18 protein-coding genes and 1 other annotated feature are annotated in these 18,669 nt (G+C 34.0%); of the genes, 9 read left to right on the top strand and 9 right to left on the bottom strand.

All coding sequences use genetic code 11. From position 1 onward, the window contains the following. Positions 1-105: 105 nt before the first annotated feature. From tatC to ACXQH5_RS03930, 3 genes are all read right to left on the bottom strand, one after another. Positions 106-807 (bottom strand): twin-arginine translocase subunit TatC, encoded by a 702-nt coding sequence (gene tatC / locus ACXQH5_RS03940; RefSeq protein ID WP_001823695.1) that lies wholly within the window; start codon positions 805-807, stop codon positions 106-108. Positions 808-823: 16 nt separating this feature from the next. Further along, complete coding sequence (locus ACXQH5_RS03935; RefSeq protein ID WP_001794540.1) at positions 824-1,048, bottom strand: twin-arginine translocase TatA/TatE family subunit; 225 nt, start codon at positions 1,046-1,048, stop codon at positions 824-826. Positions 1,049-1,146: 98 nt separating this feature from the next. After that, positions 1,147-1,536: a DUF1398 domain-containing protein gene (locus tag ACXQH5_RS03930; protein WP_000886003.1), complete on the bottom strand. Its 390-nt coding sequence runs from the start codon at positions 1,534-1,536 to the stop codon at positions 1,147-1,149. A gap of 241 nt (positions 1,537-1,777) precedes the next feature. Between ACXQH5_RS03930 and ACXQH5_RS03925 the strand changes: the two genes are divergently transcribed. The 4 genes from ACXQH5_RS03925 to ACXQH5_RS03910 are packed head-to-tail and all read left to right on the top strand — an operon-like array spanning position 1,778 to position 4,187. Next, on the top strand, positions 1,778-1,981 hold the full coding sequence (locus tag ACXQH5_RS03925; RefSeq protein WP_001246010.1) for a helix-turn-helix transcriptional regulator: 204 nt from the start codon (positions 1,778-1,780) through the stop codon (positions 1,979-1,981). After that, positions 1,978-2,691: a DUF3169 family protein gene (locus ACXQH5_RS03920; RefSeq protein WP_000698757.1), complete on the top strand. Its 714-nt coding sequence runs from the start codon at positions 1,978-1,980 to the stop codon at positions 2,689-2,691. The genes ACXQH5_RS03925 and ACXQH5_RS03920 overlap by 4 nt, the downstream gene beginning before the upstream one ends. A gap of 24 nt (positions 2,692-2,715) precedes the next feature. After that, positions 2,716-3,558, top strand: a complete 843-nt coding sequence (locus tag ACXQH5_RS03915; protein WP_000209561.1) for an ABC transporter ATP-binding protein — start codon at positions 2,716-2,718, stop codon at positions 3,556-3,558. Next, positions 3,558-4,187, top strand: coding sequence for an ABC-2 transporter permease (locus tag ACXQH5_RS03910; RefSeq protein ID WP_000677717.1), 630 nt, complete (start codon positions 3,558-3,560; stop codon positions 4,185-4,187). Before ACXQH5_RS03915 ends, ACXQH5_RS03910 begins: the two co-directional genes overlap by 1 nt. A 386-nt stretch (positions 4,188-4,573) precedes the next feature. Here ACXQH5_RS03910 and ACXQH5_RS03905 read toward each other — a convergent pair whose 3' ends face one another. Continuing rightward, a complete protein-coding gene (locus tag ACXQH5_RS03905; RefSeq protein WP_000245691.1) occupies positions 4,574-5,707 on the bottom strand; it encodes a low temperature requirement protein A in 1,134 nt (377 codons plus the stop codon). Positions 5,708-6,228: 521 nt separating this feature from the next. On the opposite strand from ACXQH5_RS03905, the gene ACXQH5_RS03900 reads away from it, so the two are divergent. Beyond that, positions 6,229-7,410, top strand: a complete 1,182-nt coding sequence (locus ACXQH5_RS03900; protein WP_000199085.1) for an acetyl-CoA C-acetyltransferase — start codon at positions 6,229-6,231, stop codon at positions 7,408-7,410. 82 nt (positions 7,411-7,492) lie between these two features. On the opposite strand, the gene ACXQH5_RS03895 is transcribed toward ACXQH5_RS03900, so the two are convergent. Genes ACXQH5_RS03895 through ACXQH5_RS03875 form a run of 5 tightly spaced genes read right to left on the bottom strand, consistent with a single transcriptional unit; the run spans position 7,493 to position 14,583 of the window. Next, a complete protein-coding gene (locus ACXQH5_RS03895) occupies positions 7,493-8,245 on the bottom strand; it encodes a cyclase family protein (protein WP_000150225.1) in 753 nt (250 codons plus the stop codon). A 42-nt stretch (positions 8,246-8,287) separates the two neighbouring features. Then, positions 8,288-10,516 carry a 5-methyltetrahydropteroyltriglutamate--homocysteine S-methyltransferase gene (gene metE / locus ACXQH5_RS03890; protein WP_000207628.1) on the bottom strand — a complete coding sequence of 743 codons (2,229 nt, stop codon included), beginning with the start codon at positions 10,514-10,516 and terminating at the stop codon, positions 8,288-8,290. Then, positions 10,513-12,354: a bifunctional homocysteine S-methyltransferase/methylenetetrahydrofolate reductase gene (locus ACXQH5_RS03885; RefSeq protein WP_000077321.1), complete on the bottom strand. Its 1,842-nt coding sequence runs from the start codon at positions 12,352-12,354 to the stop codon at positions 10,513-10,515. Before ACXQH5_RS03885 ends, metE begins: the two co-directional genes overlap by 4 nt. Next, the gene (gene metC / locus ACXQH5_RS03880; RefSeq protein WP_458066587.1) at positions 12,323-13,483 is read right to left on the bottom strand and encodes a cystathionine beta-lyase MetC; all 1,161 of its coding nucleotides are present in this window, start codon (positions 13,481-13,483) and stop codon (positions 12,323-12,325) included. Before metC ends, ACXQH5_RS03885 begins: the two co-directional genes overlap by 32 nt. Further along, the gene (locus ACXQH5_RS03875; RefSeq protein WP_000655692.1) at positions 13,480-14,583 is read right to left on the bottom strand and encodes a PLP-dependent transferase; all 1,104 of its coding nucleotides are present in this window, start codon (positions 14,581-14,583) and stop codon (positions 13,480-13,482) included. The genes metC and ACXQH5_RS03875 overlap by 4 nt, the downstream gene beginning before the upstream one ends. Positions 14,584-14,648: 65 nt before the next feature. Beyond that, positions 14,649-15,018 (bottom strand) — a binding site (T-box leader). Positions 15,019-15,246: 228 nt separating this feature from the next. Between ACXQH5_RS03875 and ACXQH5_RS03870 the strand changes: the two genes are divergently transcribed. The 4 genes from ACXQH5_RS03870 to ychF all read left to right on the top strand — a co-directional run bounded on the left by ACXQH5_RS03870 (position 15,247) and on the right by ychF (position 18,469). After that, on the top strand, positions 15,247-16,092 hold the full coding sequence (locus ACXQH5_RS03870) for a ParB/RepB/Spo0J family partition protein (protein ID WP_014363379.1): 846 nt from the start codon (positions 15,247-15,249) through the stop codon (positions 16,090-16,092). A 153-nt stretch (positions 16,093-16,245) separates the two neighbouring features. Further along, the gene (locus ACXQH5_RS03865) at positions 16,246-17,127 is read left to right on the top strand and encodes a mechanosensitive ion channel family protein (RefSeq protein WP_000373077.1); all 882 of its coding nucleotides are present in this window, start codon (positions 16,246-16,248) and stop codon (positions 17,125-17,127) included. A 29-nt stretch (positions 17,128-17,156) separates the two neighbouring features. After that, complete coding sequence (locus tag ACXQH5_RS03860; RefSeq protein ID WP_000157348.1) at positions 17,157-17,360, top strand: DUF951 domain-containing protein; 204 nt, start codon at positions 17,157-17,159, stop codon at positions 17,358-17,360. 11 nt (positions 17,361-17,371) lie between these two features. Further along, on the top strand, positions 17,372-18,469 hold the full coding sequence (gene ychF, locus ACXQH5_RS03855) for a redox-regulated ATPase YchF (protein ID WP_160203746.1): 1,098 nt from the start codon (positions 17,372-17,374) through the stop codon (positions 18,467-18,469). The last annotated feature ends 200 nt before the right edge of the window (positions 18,470-18,669 follow it).

The following is an 18,669-nucleotide window of genomic DNA, read 5'->3' as shown; positions in this document are numbered from 1 at the left end:
TTAGTTAGCTGCAGTATTGATATAATCTGAGGTGCTTCATTGTTCTTTTATTGGCTATTGTGATGTTGTTGCATTGTGAGTATTGCAGTATTGATTCGTATAAGGTCATTGCGTTGGTGGTTCATCGCGGCATGTGAACTTAACAATGAACATACTGAACTCAAAGAGCAATATGAGTGGCAATGTGAGTAATATATTTAATGTTATGTCTGGTGGTGCAATGATACTCGCCAGCACAAAGCAAGCAAAGTAAATATATTTACGATAATGTTTCAAAGAATATGTATCTATAAGACCGAATTTTGCAAGACCCATAAATAATATTGGTAATTGAAATAGAATGCCAAATGTGAATAACCAACGTATGAGTTCAATCAAATATGCTTTAAAGCCAATGACTGGCGAAATGTTTAAAGTTAATGATAATTTTAACGCGAATTGAATGATCATTGGAAAGCCAACATAAAATGCAAAAGCGACGCCAGCACAGAATAATAACACGCTAAAAAAACTATATTTATAAATAAATTGACGTTCATTATTATGTAATCCAGGTGCAATGAATGCCCACAATTGATAAAACATGACTGGTGAAATGAAACAAAACGTGATGAAAAATATAATCATCACGTATATTTGGATCATTTCTGTGAATGAAAATGCATGTAAGGACACATGTGCACGGGTAATATACGTTATGAATGGTGTCATCCACCAAAATGATGAAACATATACGACGATGACCGTAATGACGAACGACAATAAAATTTTTACTAACCGATGGCGTAGTTCGCTAAAGTGAACCATTAATGTATCATCAGTACTATTGCTCTCGCTGTTGCTTCGATTCCTTACTGGGTGTATCGTGAGACTCTTTATCTAAATCTTCTGTTGCAGATTTAAATTCTTTTAAAGTAGAACCGATAGCACGACCAAATTGTGGTAATTTTTTCGGACCAAAAATAATTAAAGCGATAATGCTAATGACGACAAGACTTGTTGGACCTGTGATGCCTAAAATAAAAGTGTTAGTTATCATGATAATCAACCTCACTCATAAGTAGTATATAGTATTTACTTTATACCGAACGATAATGATTATCAACAAATTTTATATAATAATTAAAATATTGCTATAAACACAACTTACTGAGGTATTAATTCTGAAATAATAGCTTGTTCTTTTAAGTCGATATAAGTACAAGTACCAGCTTGAATATCGATATGCCATTTATAAATGCCAGCTTCAGCCATTTCATCACAAAATGTTTCGAAATCTGTTTGTCCTTGTTGATGTCTAGTTAATACATCTTGAACGATAGATTGATTTGATCTTGGAGCGACAGGATGATTACTTTTTACAGATGACGTAACGATATCATCTTCTGATTGATGTACGTATGTTGCTGTGCCATCTTGAATATTAACAATATTGTACGTCATACCCATATCCTTAAATGCTTTGAATAGTTTTGGAAAATCAACACCAGTAAATTGTTGATGTGCTTGTTGGATTGCAGATAATGTAAATGCCATAATAGTCTCCTTTGAATGGTTTGATTTAGTGAAAATGTGTGCATCATACTAAAATTAGAATGCTGTTAATTATGCAGGAAGGTGTAACGAAAGTAAACAATTATGACTTGTAGGCGTTGAGGTGTTTGTTTCAAAATGTCATACATAGGTGGACATTTATATTTTTTTTGTGTAGTTTTGACAAATATAGTTGTCAAAAAGACGCATATCATTTACAGTGTAATTAAGGAGTTGATGCGATGTGCGTAATCGATTGAAAGAATTACGAGCACGAGATGGCTTAAACCAAACGCAGCTTGCTAAACAAGCGGGTGTTTCAAGACAAACCATTTCGCTAATTGAGCGAAACAACTTTATGCCATCGGTATTAACTGCAATAAAGATTGCTCGTATCTTCAATGAAAAAGTGGAAACTATTTTTATTATTGAGGAGGATGAGGCATGAAAATACTAAGATATATCGGATATCTTTTACTAGGTGGACTTGTAGGTGGTATCATAGGTGGAATTTTAGGTAACTTTGATGGATTGGGTATTGAGAATTTGACGTTCGCAACGCGTAACAATGTCGTTGTAATATCGATTGTTGCGACTATGATCATCATATTAATAGAAATCATTGTTTTGATGAATCAAAGACGTGCATTGAAGTATAAGCGACTTGTAGATGAAGAGGTAGATAACGAAGAAACAGATCAATATGAATTGCTTGCGAATCGTCATGTTTTAAATGGAAGTATATTAAGTATTCTACAGACAGTTATTGCCTTGTTAGTGTTGCTTATTTTTGTGGTAGGACAAGCTGAAGCAAATGGAATACTATTCTTTTTAATACCATTTTTTGCTAGTGGTATTTTCAATACACAATTTACACTGTTTAATAGAAGATTTGATGACAGAATGCCAAAAATTGCAGATAAGAATTACACTGAAAAGCGATTGGAAATATTGGATGAAGGTGAACGCCATATAGAATTAATAGCATTATTTAAAACATATGCAATCAACTTATCAATATTGATACTAGCCATTGTAGTAATTGGGCTTTATTCAATTACTACTGGAATTAATCAAAGTTTCAGTTTGCTACTTATCATTGCTATTTTCATATATAACGCCTTTAGTTATTTATTGAAGAGTAGACGTTTTTATTAAAATTAAACAAAGAGGAGCATGGATATGACAACATTGTTAAACGTAGATCGTGTGAACAAACAATACAAAGATTCGGAATTTAAATTACAAGATGCATCTTTAACGATTTCTACCAATGAGACAGTAGGATTAATCGGGAAAAATGGCTCAGGTAAATCGACATTAATTAATATTCTAGTAGGCAATCGACATAAAGATAACGGTAGTATCACATTTTTTGGGGAAGAGCATGCTGCGGGTGATGTCGAATATAAAGAACACATAGGTGTTGTGTTTGATGATTTGAGAGTACCTAATAAATTGACTATTAAAGATATAGATAAAGTATTTCAATCTATTTATACGACTTGGAATAGTCAAAAATTCTTTGATTTAATCAAATATTTCGAGTTGCCACTACAAACTAAAATTAAAACTTTTTCAAGAGGGATGCGAATGAAGATAGCTTTGACGATTGCGCTTTCTCATGATGTGAAGCTATTGATCTTAGATGAAGCAACTGCGGGTATGGATGTTTCTGGACGAGAAGAAGTAATGGAACTATTAGAAGATTTTGTCGCGCAAGGTGGAGGCATCTTAATATCATCGCATATTTCTGAAGATATAGAACAATTAGCGGATAAATTAGTGTTTATGAAAGATGGACGAATGATTTTAACTGAACAGAAAGATATACTTTTAGCACAATATGGAATTGTTACGACAGAAGATAAAGATGTTGAAATTCCTAAGCATTTAATTATAGCTTCTAGATTGTCAAAGGGGAAATATCAAATTTTAGTTAAAGATTATGCAGAAATTGAAAATGCAGAGCCTTTAAAACACATTGATGACGCTACGAAAATCATAATGCGAGGTGAAGTATAATGAAAGGTATGTTCCTAAGTAGTTTTTATGCAACGAGAAAGCAAACATATATTTATTTTATAGTCGCTATCATAGCTGCGGGATACTTTGCAGTATTTAATCCGTTGATGAGTTCTGCAATGGCTGGGGTTATGTTAATTACACCTATTACTGATAATATTAAACATGAAAAAGACTCAAGATGGATGTATTATGTATCTACTTTACCGGTTAAACGTAGTGATTATATTAAGTCATACTTTGCCTTTTATTTAATCTTATTCGGTGCAAGTTTAATGATTGGATTAGTTGTGACTACGATTGTGACCCAAAGTGTGATGATTGGTATTATGTCAGGTTTAATGAGTTTTGGTATCATAGGGGCATACTCTATCATTTTCCCATTGACATTTAAATTTGGCGCTGAAAACTCCAATGTCATTATGATATGTGCATCTATACTACTACTTATTTCTTTCGTGGTCTTTTTCTTTATATATGGTATGGTTAGTGGTGCATCTGCATTAGAATTTGAAAAAATTAGCACTGGAGGATGGCTAGTTGTCATAGTATATGCGGTCATTGGTATAGTTATAACGAGCGTTTCTTATATATTGTCTATTAAAATTTTTAACAAACAAGAACTATAATCAATATTCTTGGTGTGAAGCTAGTCATTGAAATAATATTTAGAGCAGGTGATAAATCAATACGATTATCATCGGCTCTTTTTGGTGTGGAATGAAATGCGGGATGAAAGGTTGAGTTGACATCTCTATATCATATCATTTGTTTTTAGAAGATTAGGTTGTGTGGGAATTGCATCCTTTTATAGTGAGGATTAACGTGTATATATTATTGAGTGTGTTGCTGAAATTTATTTGCGTGTATCAATTGATGATAGTATATGCCAATGATTTCCTTGGAAATATAAAAACTCGATCATGTATCATAACTGATGATTGTCTCAAAAGTATACTGTGAAGCACAATATTTTTGGATGCAGTTCCAATACATTGATCGAGATCAAGGTTATCTATTCATCACTTTGACGTAGACGTTGATTTTTAAAATAGATGAGCATGATGCAGAAAGTCGCAACGGATACCGAGATAATCATTACTTGGTCATGCCCTTTAAAGATAAGGCTGATGATATATGATACTACAAGTATGCCTAGTGAAGAAGAAATATATTTTGCGTTTGTCAGTTCATTATGGAAATAAGGCGTGATTAACCATAATCCAATATAGAATATTAAAACACTGATATACATCATATTAATTTCAAACAAGTCATTTAGTTTATTGTTATTACTAAAAACAATTGCGGCATTAATCACACCTAAAGCGATATTGATTAATAGATGCGTATACGATAAACGAAAACCGATAGATGATAATTTATGATTGATGTAATTTTCAGTAATGATCCAATAAACACCGAAAAGACTAATTAAAATCATAAATTGGAATATATAAATGTAACTAAAATGATCAATGCTAAATGATGACGAAGCTAAACCAACCAGTACCTCGCCAAAGATAATAATTGTTAGTAACGAAAAACGTTCTACTAAATGCATCATATTAACAGGTGATAATACAAGATATTTCTGAAATGGAATAAGTCCTGTCGCTGCAATGAATACGCCTAAAAATCCAGGGATGTAATGGATACTTTGTGGTAGTACTAATGATAGAAATGATAAAAATGAAATCACAAAGGCTACGGTCGCAAAAGCTTGACATGTACGCTTATCGCCATAATCTAATCCTGTACGTATATGTAATAAATACTGTAATCCGATACTTAAATACATAATTGCCACGCATAAGAAGAATGGGAAGAATGTCTTTTCAAAGTCCGGATATAGGCTGTTAGATAGGAAGACCATGATAAACATATTAAACATCATAAACGAGACGTCTTTGAATGTAACTTGACCAAATCGATTTGTAAAAAATGTTTGATGAGACCACATTAACCATAAGAACAAACTCATGACGATGTATTTGAAAAATAAATCAGCTGAAATGGAACCATTTTGTGTTGTTAAAATCACATGTGCAATTTTTTGAATGGCATAGACGAAAATTAAATCAAAGAACAACTCATGGAATCCTGCACGCTTTTCAGCTAAATGTTTTGGTGTTAATGCATTAACCATAAAATTTTAACTCCTTTTGGATGTATAATTAATTTTTTAAGTATACTATGCATCTATTCTAGTGAAAAGAGGCTTTTTATATTTTAGTATCGACGAAGGGTTTGAGATAGTTGATATGAAGGTAGCTTCAAAATTGCTAACAATATAGGTGATGTACCGATAAATGTGAAGGACATTATGAAATCAACAGCAACAAAGTAGTTCCATAATTGACTGTAAAATGATGATAGCGTTGCACTTAATTATAATGAATATTTGTGGTAAATTAATTAATAATTTTGTACTATAGATGAGGATGATAGAGCAAAAATTAAAGTGTGAAGTGTTAGGGTGAAAACGGTTGCGTTTCTAATTGCCCAATCAAATTACTACATTGTATAATATGTCTTGTTAAATGCATAACAAGAATGAAAATGTAACATACGTAGCAATTGGTTTCATAAATTGGATGTTAGTGGCGTATTGGTTCATTAGACGTATTAGTAATAAAATTGTATATATCATAAGGAGATGAATATGACATGACGAGAGTCGTATTAGCAGCAGCATACAGGACACCTATTGGCGTTTTTGGAGGTGCGTTTAAAGACGTGCCAGCCTATGATTTAGGTGCGACTTTAATAGAACATATTATTAAAGAGACGGGTTTGAATCCAAGTGAGATTAATGAAGTCATCATCGGTAACGTACTACAAGCAGGACAAGGACAAAATCCAGCACGAATTGCTGCTATGAAAGGTGGCTTGCCAGAAACAGTACCTGCATTTACAGTGAATAAAGTATGTGGTTCTGGGTTAAAGTCGATTCAATTAGCATATCAATCTATTGTGACTGGTGAAAATGACATCGTGCTAGCTGGCGGTATGGAGAATATGTCTCAATCACCAATGCTTGTCAACAACAGTCGCTTTGGTTTTAAAATGGGACATCAATCAATGGTTGATAGCATGGTATATGATGGTTTAACAGATGTATTTAATCAATATCATATGGGTATTACTGCTGAAAATTTAGTAGAACAATATGGTATTTCAAGAGAAGAACAAGATACATTTGCTGTAAACTCACAACAAAAAGCAGTACGTGCACAGCAAAATGGTGAATTTGATAGTGAAATAGTTCCAGTATCGATTCCTCAACGTAAAGGTGAATCAATCGTTGTCACTATGGATGAAGGTGTACGTGAAAATGTATCAGTTGAAAAATTAAGTCGCTTAAGACCAGCTTTCAAAAAAGACGGTACAGTTACAGCAGGTAATGCATCAGGAATCAATGATGGTGCTGCGATGATGTTAGTCATGTCAGAAGACAAAGCTAAAGAATTAAATATCGAACCATTGGCAGTGCTTGATGGCTTTGGAAGTCATGGTGTAGATCCTTCTATTATGGGTATTGCACCAGTTGGCGCTGTTGAAAAGGCTTTGAAACGTAGTAAAAAAGAATTAAGCGATATTGATGTATTTGAATTAAATGAAGCATTTGCAGCACAATCATTAGCTGTAGATCGCGAATTAAAATTACCTCCTGAAAAGGTGAATGTTAAAGGTGGCGCTATTGCATTAGGACACCCTATTGGTGCATCTGGTGCTAGAGTTTTAGTGACATTATTGCATCAACTGAATGATGAAGTCGAAACTGGTTTAACATCATTGTGTATTGGTGGCGGTCAAGCTATCGCTGCAGTTGTATCAAAGTATAAATAATAAGAAAACAGGTTATCACAACAGTATTAATTACATGTTGGCATAACCTGTTTTTATTTGTTTATGGATTTATTGGGTAATATTAGTCATTTGATGGTTTAATTGCAAATGCTCTAACAGGGAACCCAGGTGCATCTTTTGGTTTAGGGCTGATAGCGTAAATGATGGCGCCACGAGTTGGTAATTGATCTAAATTAGTTAATAACTCGACTTGGTATTTATCCTGACCAAGAATATAACGTTCGCCAACTAAATCACCATTTTTTACAACGTCCACAGATGCATCGGTATCGAATGTTTCATGACCAACAGCTTCAACACGGCGTTCTTCAATTAAGTACTTCAAAGCATCTAATCCCCAACCCGGTGCATGTTGTTGTCCGTTCGAATCTTTGTTTTCAAACGTTTCAATATTAGGCCAACGTTTTGACCAATCGGTACGAAGTGCAACAAAAGTGCCAGGTTCAATAGTCCCATGCTCTTTTTCCCATGCTTCTATATGCGCACGTGTTACGATGAAATCATTGTTGTTCGCTACTTCTGTTGAAAAGTCTAATACAATTAACGGCAATACCAATTCTTTTAAATCAATGTCTTCTAAATAACGTTTGTTCTCGACAAAGTGGATTGGTGCATCAATGTGAGTACCATATTGCGTTACAATATTCCAACGTTGCACATAGAAACCATGATCTTTAACCGTGAATAAAGTTGAAACTTCACCTTTTTCAAACTCACTAAAACGTGGTATTTCTGGATCAAATGTATGCGTTAAATCAACCCAAGTTGCTTGTTTTAAAGTATTTAATTGTTGCCATAAAGGATAGTGTGTCATAAAATCACCCGTTTTTAGTTTATTATATGATAAATGCTGCGATTATTCTTGGCGTTTAGCTTTAACAGCATTCACAAGTACAGTCAATGCATCTTTAACTTCTTCTTCTTTTCGCGTTTTCAAACCACAGTCAGGGTTTACCCAGAATAATGAGCGATCGATTTGTTGTAGTGAACGATTGATTGCTGTAGTAATTTCTTCTTTTGTTGGAATACGTGGACTATGAATATCATATACACCTAGACCAATACCTAAATCATAATTAATATCTTCAAAGTCTTTAATTAAATCACCATGGCTACGAGATGTTTCAATTGAAATAACATCAGCATCTAAGTCATGAATAGCATGAATGATTTGACCGAATTGAGAATAACACATATGTGTATGGATTTGAGTTTCATCACGAACTGAAGACGTTGCAAGTTTAAATGATAAAACAGCATCTTTAAGATATTGTTCGTGATATTCAGAGCGTAATGGTAAGCCTTCACGTAATGCAGGTTCGTCAACTTGGATAACTTTGATTCCTGCAGCTTCAAGTGCTAATACTTCTTCGTTGATTGCTAAAGCAATTTGATCTTGAACGACTTTACGTGGTAAATCAACACGTTCAAATGACCAGTTTAGAATTGTTACAGGTCCAGTTAACATACCTTTAACTGGTTTATCTGTTAAGCTTTGTGCATAAACTGTTTCATCAACAGTTAAAGGTGCTGTCCATTTTACATCACCATAAATGATTGGTGGTTTTACGGCACGTGAACCATATGATTGCACCCAACCGAATTTAGTTACTAAGAAACCTTGTAATTTTTCTCCGAAGAATTCAACCATGTCATTACGTTCAAATTCACCGTGAACTAATACATCTAAGCCGATGTCTTCTTGAATTTTAATCCATCGAGCAATTTCATTTTTTAAGAATGTTTCATATGCTTCGTCTGTAATGCGTTTGTTTTTCCAATCTGCACGGTATTTTCGAACTTCTTGGCTTTGTGGGAATGATCCAATAGTTGTTGTTGGTAAATCCGGTAAGTTCAAACGTTTTTGTTGTTGTTCAATACGTTGCGCGAATGGTGATTGTCTTGAAGTACGCACGCTTTCGAAATCATAATCTAAGTTTTTGAATGATTGATTTTGGAAACGCTCATAACGTGCTTTTAATTTATCATATTTAACACTATCGTTTTGATTAAATAGGCGACGCAATGCATCTAATTCGTCTAATTTTTCAGTTGCAAAGCTTAAGCCTTCGCCAACACTTGTATCTAATGTTTCATCATCTAAAGATACTGGAACATGTAATAATGAAGATGATGGTTGAATGACAAGCTCATTCGTGTGTGCTAACAATTTATCGATTAAGACTTTTTTAGATTCAATGTCACTTGCCCATACATTACGACCATCAATAATTCCAGCGTATAATGTTTTTGATTTATCAAAATCTCCTGCTTCAATTTGTTTAAGGTTATAGCCATTATCATGGACAAAGTCTAAACCTAAACCACCAACAGGTAAAGAACTTAAGAATTTAAGATGTGCACGTTCGAAGTATGTTTGAATGACTAATTTTTTAGCAACACCAGCTTTTTCGAAATAGTCATAAGCTTCACGTGTAATATTTTCATAGCTTTCACTGTCGTCTGTAACTAAGATTGGCTCATCAACTTGAATGTACTCAGCACCTGCATCAATTAATGATTCAAACACTTCTTTATAAAGTGGTAATAACGTTTTAACTTTTTCTTCAAAAGTTTGGTGACCGCCTTTTGATAATTTAACAAAAGTTATCGGACCAACAATGACAGGGTGAGCGTTAACGTTTAAAGATTGGGCATATTTAAAGCGATCTAATAATACATTGCGACTCACCTTAGGCTCAACATTGTCCCATTCAGGTACGATGTAATGATAGTTAGTGTTAAACCATTTTATAAGTGCACTTGCAACATGGTCTTTATTACCGCGAGCAATATCAAATAATAAGTCATCATCGATAGTTCTACCTTGGAAACGTTCAGGGATGATGTTGAATAATAATGACGTATCTAAAATATGGTCATATAAAGAGAAATCACCAACTGGGATGCTATCTAAGTGATAGTACTTTTGTAATAATAAATTTTCTTTATGTAGATCAGTTAATGTTTGATCTAATTCTTCTTTAGAAATCTTCTTTGCCCAATAACTTTCGATGGCTTTTTTCCATTCTCTTTTTCTACCTAATCTTGGGAATCCTAAGTTTGATGTTTTAATTGTTGTCATAATATTGCCTCCTTGTGAGCAGTAATAGATTTTGAGTATGCTGCAAGTTCTAATGAATCTTCGACATTTTGAAACGGTGTGATAATGTATAAACCATTAAAATATTCATGAACAGTATCGATTAAATCCTTTGAAAGCTTAAGACTTAGTTCGCGTGTTTTGGCTTTATCATCTTTAACTGCTTCAAATTGTTGTAAAATTTCATCTGACATCTTGATTCCTGGCACTTCATTATGCAAAAAGAGTGCGTTTTTGTAACTTGCGATAGGCATAATGCCTATGAAAAATGGTTTGTTCAAGTGCTTAGTGGCATGGTAAATTTCAATGATTTTCTCTTTGCTGTACACGGGTTGTGTTATAAAATAAGACATTCCGCTTTCTATCTTTTTCTCTAGTCGTTTTACGGCACCATCTAATTTACGAACATTAGGGTTAAAGGCGCCAGCGATGTTGAAGTGTGTACGTTTCTTCAGCGCATCACCGTCAGTGTTAATACCTTGATTAAATCTTAGAGCGAGTTCAGTTAATCCTTTAGAATTAACATCATAGACATTGGTTGCACCTGGTAAGTGACCAACTTTTGAAGGATCACCAGTTATGGCTAATATTTCGTTAACGCCAATGAGCGATAATCCAAGTAAATGGGACTGCAAGCCGATTAAGTTTCGGTCTCGACATGTAATATGTACGAGTGGTTCAATATTGTAATATTGTTTAATTAAGCTTGCAGCAGCAATGTTGCTAATTCTGACAGTTGCCAATGAATTATCTGCGAGTGTTACCGCATCTACATTAGCTTTATCAAGTTTAGCGATATTTTCAAAAAATCTATCCGTGTCTAAATGTTTCGGTGTATCCAATTCGATAATAACGGTTGGACGTTCTTGAACCTTAGATGTTAATGATTGTCTAACTTTATTTTGAGATGGATTGAAAAGTGCTTTCTTTGGTATCGGAATCACTTTTTTGTCATTAACAGGTTTAAGTGTCTGAATAGATTCTTTAATAAATTTGATGTGCTCTGGCGTTGTACCACAGCAACCACCAATTAAACGAACACCTTCGCGAATTAAATTTTGAGCAACTTGGCCGAAATATTGTGCATTGTCACTATACTTAAATTCACTATTTTCAATATCTAATAAGCTGGCATTTGGATAACAAGATAAGTATGCGTGCTCTGGTAATTCAATATGTGTGAAAGACTCTTGCATATGGTGCGGGCCATGATGACAATTGAGTCCCACGATGTTTGCACCACATTGAACGAGTTGTTTTAATCCTTCATTGATTGCCTGACCATTAACTAAGTAATTTGTGTTTGAAGCGGTTAATTGAGCAATGATTGGAATGTCGTATTTCTTTCTCGTTCGTGAAATGACATTTGTTAACTCTTCTAGGTCGTAATACGTTTCGAAAAGTAGCGCGTCAACGCCTTCTTCAATTAAGGTGTCTATTTGAATTTCAGTATGATAAAGAATAGTTTGTAAGCTGATATCCTCTTGTTTGATACCTCTAAACCCACCAACTGTGCCTAATATATACGTATCTTTATTTGCTGCTTTTTTTGCGATGCGAACGGCGGCTTGATGTATAGCTTTAACTTTATCTTCAAGACCGAATCGTTTTAACTTTTCAAAATTTGCACCATAAGTATTGGTTTGAATGACATCAGCACCGGCTTCAATATATGAACGATGGATGCGTTCAACTTTATCTGGATGGCTAAGATTATATGCTTCTGGACAGGTGTCTAACCCTTCAGAGTATAAAATCGTTCCAATAGCGCCATCAGCTACTAAAACATTATCTTTCAATTGTGTGAGGAATTGACTCATTGAATGCCTCCTTTAATGCGTATTTGATGTCTGCAATGAGTTCATCAGGATCTTCGAGACCAACGCTTAATCGGAATAGACCGAAAGTGATACCACGTTCTTGTCTCACTTCTTCAGGTAGTGCAGCGTGAGACATTGTTGCTGGATGTGAAAGGATCGTTTCAACACCGCCCAGACTCACTGAAACGAGTGGTAATGTCAGTGCATCGACAAATTGTTGTGCTTTAGACTCATCAGCTAAACGAAAGCCAATAACGGCACCGCCATTTTTAGCTTGTTCTAAATGAGCAGCAGTGAGTCCCGGATAATAAACTTCTGAAATTTCATCTTGCTTTATTAAAAATGACACGATTTTTTGAGCGTTTTCGACAGATTGTTTAAATCTGATTGGAAATGTTTTTAAATGTTTAGCAAGCGTCCAGCTATCTTGAGCAGATAACATATTGCCTGTACCATTTTGTATTAAATAAAGAGCTTCACTAATTGCCTCATTATTAGTAATGACAGCACCAGCAATTAAATCGCTATGTCCACTTAAAAATTTTGTAGCACTATGAATGACAATATCAGCGCCAAGTAATAAAGGTGATTGACCTAACGGTGTCATAAATGTATTGTCCACAGCTACCAGTAGTTCATGCTTTTCGGCTATTTTAGAAACAGCTTTGATATCAGTAATTTTAAAACAGGGATTCGATGGTGTTTCGATATAAATTAATTTTGTGTTTGATTGAATGGCGCCCTCGATTTGTTCGAGCTTGGTAGTATCTACGGTTGTAAATTCAATATTAAAACGATTCAAAATTTGCTCAGTGAGGCGAAAAGTACCGCCATATACATCATCGGGTAAGATGACATGATCACCAGATTTGAAAGTCAAAAGTACTACTGAAATAGCAGCAATACCTGATGCAAAAGCAAAAGCGAATTTTCCCTGTTCTAATCGTGCTAACTTCTCTTCTAAAAGTTCACGGTTAGGGTTGCCACTTCGTGCATAATCATATTTAACATCGCCACCAAGACTTGTTTGATGGAATGTTGAAGAATCATAGAGTGGTGGGTTAGCTGAATGATATTCCACACCTCTACGCCAATCGAATATCACTTCTGTCTCTTTTGAAAGTGTCATACAATCTCTCCAATCTGAGCTTTATCTAATGCTTGGATGATATCGCGTTCGATGTCTTCATAATTTTCAACGCCTAGTGATAAGCGGATTAAATACTCATCAATGCCACGTTTATCTTTTTCAGCATCTGGCATATCAACATGTGTTTGTGTGTAAGGGAAGGTCACTAATGTTTCAGTACCTCCTAAACTTTCTGCAAAGATACAAATGTCTAAATTTTCTAATAATTTAGCGACGCTATAGGCCTTGTTAAGTCTTAAACTAAGCATGCCAGTTTGCCCGCTATATAGTACTTCGTCAATTGCTTGAAGTGACTGACATTTTTTAGCAAGTTTTCTTGCGTTTGATTGCGCACGCTCAATGCGTAAATGCAAAGTTTTAAGTCCACGTAACAACAAATAACTATCTATTGGTGAAAGTGTTGCGCCAGTCATGTTGTGAAAATCAAACAACTGTTGCGCGAGTGATTCATCTTTGACGGTTACGACACCTGCTAGTACATCGTTATGTCCACCAATATATTTCGTAGCTGAATGTAAGACTATATCAGCACCTTCTGCTAATGGTGTTGAAAGATAAGGTGTTAAAAAAGTATTGTCGATAATTGACAATAAGCCTTTAGCTTTACAAAGTTGATAGTACGGCTTTACATCAATAGCAATCATTTGTGGGTTAGATATTGGTTCAATGAATAATGCAACTGTTTTATCAGTGATTTCTTTTTCAACTTGTTCATAATCTGTAAAATCAACGTACTTAAATTTGATATCGTATTGTTGCTCGTAAAATTCAAATAATCTAAATGTGCCGCCGTATAAATCGAATGAAACTAAAATTTCATCGTGTGGTTTAAATAAATTACATATTAATTGAATGGCTGACATTCCACTTGATGTAGCGAATGATGCAATACCATGCTCAAGTTTGGCAAAACAGGTTTCAAATGTTGAGCGTGTAGGATTTTTAGTACGTGTATAATCAAAACCTGTCGATTGTCCTAGTTTTGGATGCTTGTAGGCAGTAGATAAATGGATTGGATTCGCTATAGCACCGGTTGAATCATCAGTTAATGTGATTTGGGCTAACTGTGTATCCTTCATATTAAGACCCTCCTATAAGAAAAAATAAAAAAAGCTTCCGTCCTTCGTACCCGAATGAATCGGATAAAAAGGACGAAAGCTTATGTTTCGCGGTACCACCTTTATTTGTTATTCCATCGCTGAAATAACCTTATTCAGTACGCATTAAAAGTAAATATGCTTACTGAACAATTATCACAATTAAAGTCAGTAAGTAAGGATATAGTAATGTGATATCCCGTACTTATTAACAAAAAATCGTGCGTAAAGAATCCAGTACGCCATTTAACATCAATGTTAATACTGTATCGCTATAACGGGCGAACCCGTAGACACCTCATATTGGCATCAACACTCCAAGGCCATTTTCAAACACGCTTTCAAAATCTTCTCTCAGCTACTAAAGACTCTCTGTATAAGCAGGGTGTGTTTTACTTTCCTCTTTATTGTGTTTACGTTTCATTAAACTGTTATAAGATATTAATTAGCTTACAGAGTAAAAAAAGATTTGTCAACAATTATTCAGAAAATTTTGATTTAAAAGTTAATTTGTTTGTGAAATTGTAATTGGTATCTTGAAGTTGAAAAATGAATTATTTTTTAAATAAAGTGTGGTTAATGGTTGTCTGACTCATTTAGAATACATAAAATATATTTAACTGTTGTTATCAAATAAAAAGTGATGTGAGTGAATTGTCAAAAAGTGAAGATCAACGTATTACTAAAACAAAAGATGAACAAATTAAGCAAATAGATATATCGGATATCAAACCGAATCCGTATCAGCCCCGAAAAACTTTCGATGAAAATCATTTAAATGATTTGGCAGATTCAATTAAGCAATATGGTATTTTGCAACCAATTGTGCTTAGAAAAACAGTTCAAGGTTATTACATTGTAGTTGGTGAAAGAAGGTTTAGAGCTTCGGAAATTGCTGGTTTAAAATACGTATCAGCGATTATCAAAGATTTAACAGATGAAGATATGATGGAACTGGCGGTCATCGAAAATTTACAACGAGAAGACTTAAATGCGATAGAAGAAGCTGAAAGTTATCAACGTTTGATGACAGATTTGAAAATTACACAACAAGAAGTAGCGAAGCGATTGAGTAAGTCGCGCCCGTATATAGCGAATATGTTGAGGTTATTACATTTACCGAAAAAGATTGCTGACATGGTAAAAGATGGGCGACTGACAAGTGCACATGGACGAACGTTATTGGCAATTAAAGATGAACAACAAATGCTTAGGTTAGCGAAACGGGTTGTTAAAGAAAAGTGGAGTGTTAGATATTTAGAAAATCATGTTAATGAATTAAAAAATGTTTCGTCAAAGTCGGAAACAGACAAAGTAGATATAACTAAGCCTAAATTTATAAAGCAACAAGAACGACAGTTGCGAGAACAGTATGGCGCAAAAGTAGATATATCGATAAAAAAATCAGTCGGCAAAATCTCATTTGAGTTTGAATCACAAGATGACTTTGTGAGAATCATTGAACAATTAAATCGTAAGTATGGTAAATAGTTACACAATTTTATATAATATCACTTTGTGAATCTATAGATATATCGATAGTTATCTATATTCTTTGAAGATGATGCGACTTCAGTAGGTTGGAAGAATACAACAATATTAATAAAATTATTTGAGACTATATAGAAGGGAGTAACGCTAATTATGGATCAAGTTATGAGTATTATTTCATCGCTATTCGAACCATTAACTAAAATTGAAACATATGAAAGTGTCGCTACTAAATTAGCGATGATAATTATATATATTATCGTTGCATTAATCGTAATTAAAATACTTGATAAAATGATTGCCCAAGGATTTAAAATACAAAACAAGAGTAAAAAGGGTAATAAAAAACGTTCGAAAACATTAATATCATTGGTGCAAAATGTTGTTAAATATATTGTGTGGTTTATAGTTGTAACTACCATTTTAAGTAAATTTGGCATTAGTGTTGAAGGGGTAATTGCCAGTGCTGGTGTCGTAGGCTTAGCAGTAGGTTTTGGTGCTCAAACTATAGTTAAAGACGTAATTACAGGATTCTTTATTATATTTGAAAGCCAATTTGATGTAGGTGATTATGTTAAGATAAATAACGGTGGTACAACTGTAGCAGAGGGAACAGTTAAATCAATTGGACTCCGTTCAACACGTATTAATACAATATCTGGGGAACTTACAATCTTGCCAAATAGTAGCATGGGTGAAATAACGAATTACTCAATTACGAATGGAACAGCAATTGTTAAAATTCCAGTATCTGTAGATGAAAATATTGATAATGTTGAGAAGAAATTAAACAAATTATTTACATCTCTGCGTAGTAAATATTATTTATTTGTAAGTGATCCTGTTGTGATTGGTATTGATGCCTTTGAAGATACTAGAGTAATATTAAGGGTTTCAGCAGAAACAATACCAGGTGAAGGTTTCTCTGGTGCGCGTATTATTCGTAAAGAAGTACAAAAAATGTTTTTACAAGAAGGCATTAAGACACCACAACCAATAATGACACCTTTTAATCATAGTGAAAACGGTGTTTAGTAGTTTATAATACATGGAGGTCATATTTAATGGCGTCAAAATATGGAATAAATGATATAGTAGAAATGAAAAAACAACATGCGTGTGGAACCAATCGTTTTAAAATTATTAGAATGGGTGCTGACATTAGAATTAAGTGTGAAAATTGTCAACGAAGCATTATGATTCCACGTCAAACGTTTGATAAAAAACTAAAAAAAATCATCGTATCTCAGGATGATACACAAAGATAGGAGAATGATTCATGGCTTTAACAGCAGGTATCGTTGGCTTACCAAACGTTGGTAAATCAACATTATTTAATGCAATTACAAAGGCGGGTGCATTGGCAGCAAACTATCCGTTCGCAACTATAGACCCAAACGTGGGTATTGTAGAAGTGCCAGATGCAAGACTACTTAAATTAGAAGAAATGGTTCAACCTAAAAAAACATTACCTACTACATTTGAATTTACAGATATTGCCGGAATTGTTAAAGGTGCTTCTAAAGGTGAAGGTTTAGGTAATAAATTCTTATCACATATTAGAGAAGTAGATGCAATTTGTCAGGTTGTTCGTGCTTTTGACGATGATAATGTAACACATGTAGCTGGTCGAGTTGATCCAATTGATGACATCGAAGTTATCAATATGGAATTAGTACTTGCAGACTTAGAATCAGTTGAAAAACGCTTACCTAGAATTGAAAAATTGGCACGTCAAAAAGATAAGACTGCTGAAATGGAAGTGCGTATTTTAACAACTATTAAAGAAGCTTTAGAAAATGGTAAACCCGCTCGTAGTATTGACTTTAATGAAGAAGATCAAAAATGGGTGAATCAAGCGCAATTACTGACTTCTAAAAAAATGCTTTATATCGCTAATGTTGGTGAAGATGAAATTGGTGATGATGATAATGATAAAGTAAAAGCGATTCGTGAATATGCAGCGCAAGAAGACTCTGAAGTGATTGTTATTAGTGCAAAAATTGAAGAAGAAATTGCTACATTAGATGATGAAGATAAAGAAATGTTCTTAGAAGATTTAGGTATCGAAGAATCAGGATTAGATCGATTAATTAGAACAACTTATGAATTATTAGGATTATCAACATATTTTACTGCTGGTGTGCAAGAAGTACGTGCTTGGACGTTTAAACAAGGTATGACTGCACCTCAATGTGCTGGTATCATTCATACTGATTTTGAACGTGGATTTATCCGTGCCGAAGTAACAAGTTATGACGACTATGTACAATATGGCGGCGAAAGTGGCGCTAAAGAAGCGGGCAGACAACGATTAGAAGGTAAAGAATATATTATGCAAGATGGCGATATCGTTCATTTCAGATTTAATGTATAAACGATAGAGTCAAGTTAATTAAATAGTATATATGTAGAAGAGGCGGAATCAATTGTTCGCCTCTTTTAATTATGCGTATAATTTATTAAAAGAATGGAATAATTTTACTCGCGTTAATAATATTGGAAATGATAATTTAATAATGTACACTTTTGATTGTTTAAACATGTACAATTTTTAAAAACCTATAGATAATTTTA

Source organism: Staphylococcus sp. SA22 (assembly GCF_054165785.1).
This window is presented reverse-complemented; position numbering and strand designations above follow the sequence as displayed.

Coding starts and splice junctions, on each gene's coding strand:
- tatC (WP_001823695.1), bottom strand. CDS start 807: ATGGTTCACTTTAGCGAACTACGCCATCGGTTAGTAAAAATTTTATTG.
- ACXQH5_RS03930 (WP_000886003.1), bottom strand. CDS start 1,536: ATGGCATTTACATTATCTGCAATCCAACAAGCACATCAACAATTTACT.
- ACXQH5_RS03920 (WP_000698757.1), top strand. CDS start 1,978: ATGAAAATACTAAGATATATCGGATATCTTTTACTAGGTGGACTTGTA.
- ACXQH5_RS03915 (WP_000209561.1), top strand. CDS start 2,716: ATGACAACATTGTTAAACGTAGATCGTGTGAACAAACAATACAAAGAT.
- ACXQH5_RS03910 (WP_000677717.1), top strand. CDS start 3,558: ATGAAAGGTATGTTCCTAAGTAGTTTTTATGCAACGAGAAAGCAAACA.
- ACXQH5_RS03905 (WP_000245691.1), bottom strand. CDS start 5,707: ATGGTTAATGCATTAACACCAAAACATTTAGCTGAAAAGCGTGCAGGA.
- ACXQH5_RS03900 (WP_000199085.1), top strand. CDS start 6,229: ATGACGAGAGTCGTATTAGCAGCAGCATACAGGACACCTATTGGCGTT.
- ACXQH5_RS03895 (WP_000150225.1), bottom strand. CDS start 8,245: ATGACACACTATCCTTTATGGCAACAATTAAATACTTTAAAACAAGCA.
- metE (WP_000207628.1), bottom strand. CDS start 10,516: ATGACAACAATTAAAACATCAAACTTAGGATTCCCAAGATTAGGTAGA.
- ACXQH5_RS03885 (WP_000077321.1), bottom strand. CDS start 12,354: ATGAGTCAATTCCTCACACAATTGAAAGATAATGTTTTAGTAGCTGAT.
- metC (WP_458066587.1), bottom strand. CDS start 13,483: ATGACACTTTCAAAAGAGACAGAAGTGATATTCGATTGGCGTAGAGGT.
- ACXQH5_RS03875 (WP_000655692.1), bottom strand. CDS start 14,583: ATGAAGGATACACAGTTAGCCCAAATCACATTAACTGATGATTCAACC.
- ACXQH5_RS03865 (WP_000373077.1), top strand. CDS start 16,246: ATGGATCAAGTTATGAGTATTATTTCATCGCTATTCGAACCATTAACT.
- ACXQH5_RS03860 (WP_000157348.1), top strand. CDS start 17,157: ATGGCGTCAAAATATGGAATAAATGATATAGTAGAAATGAAAAAACAA.
- ychF (WP_160203746.1), top strand. CDS start 17,372: ATGGCTTTAACAGCAGGTATCGTTGGCTTACCAAACGTTGGTAAATCA.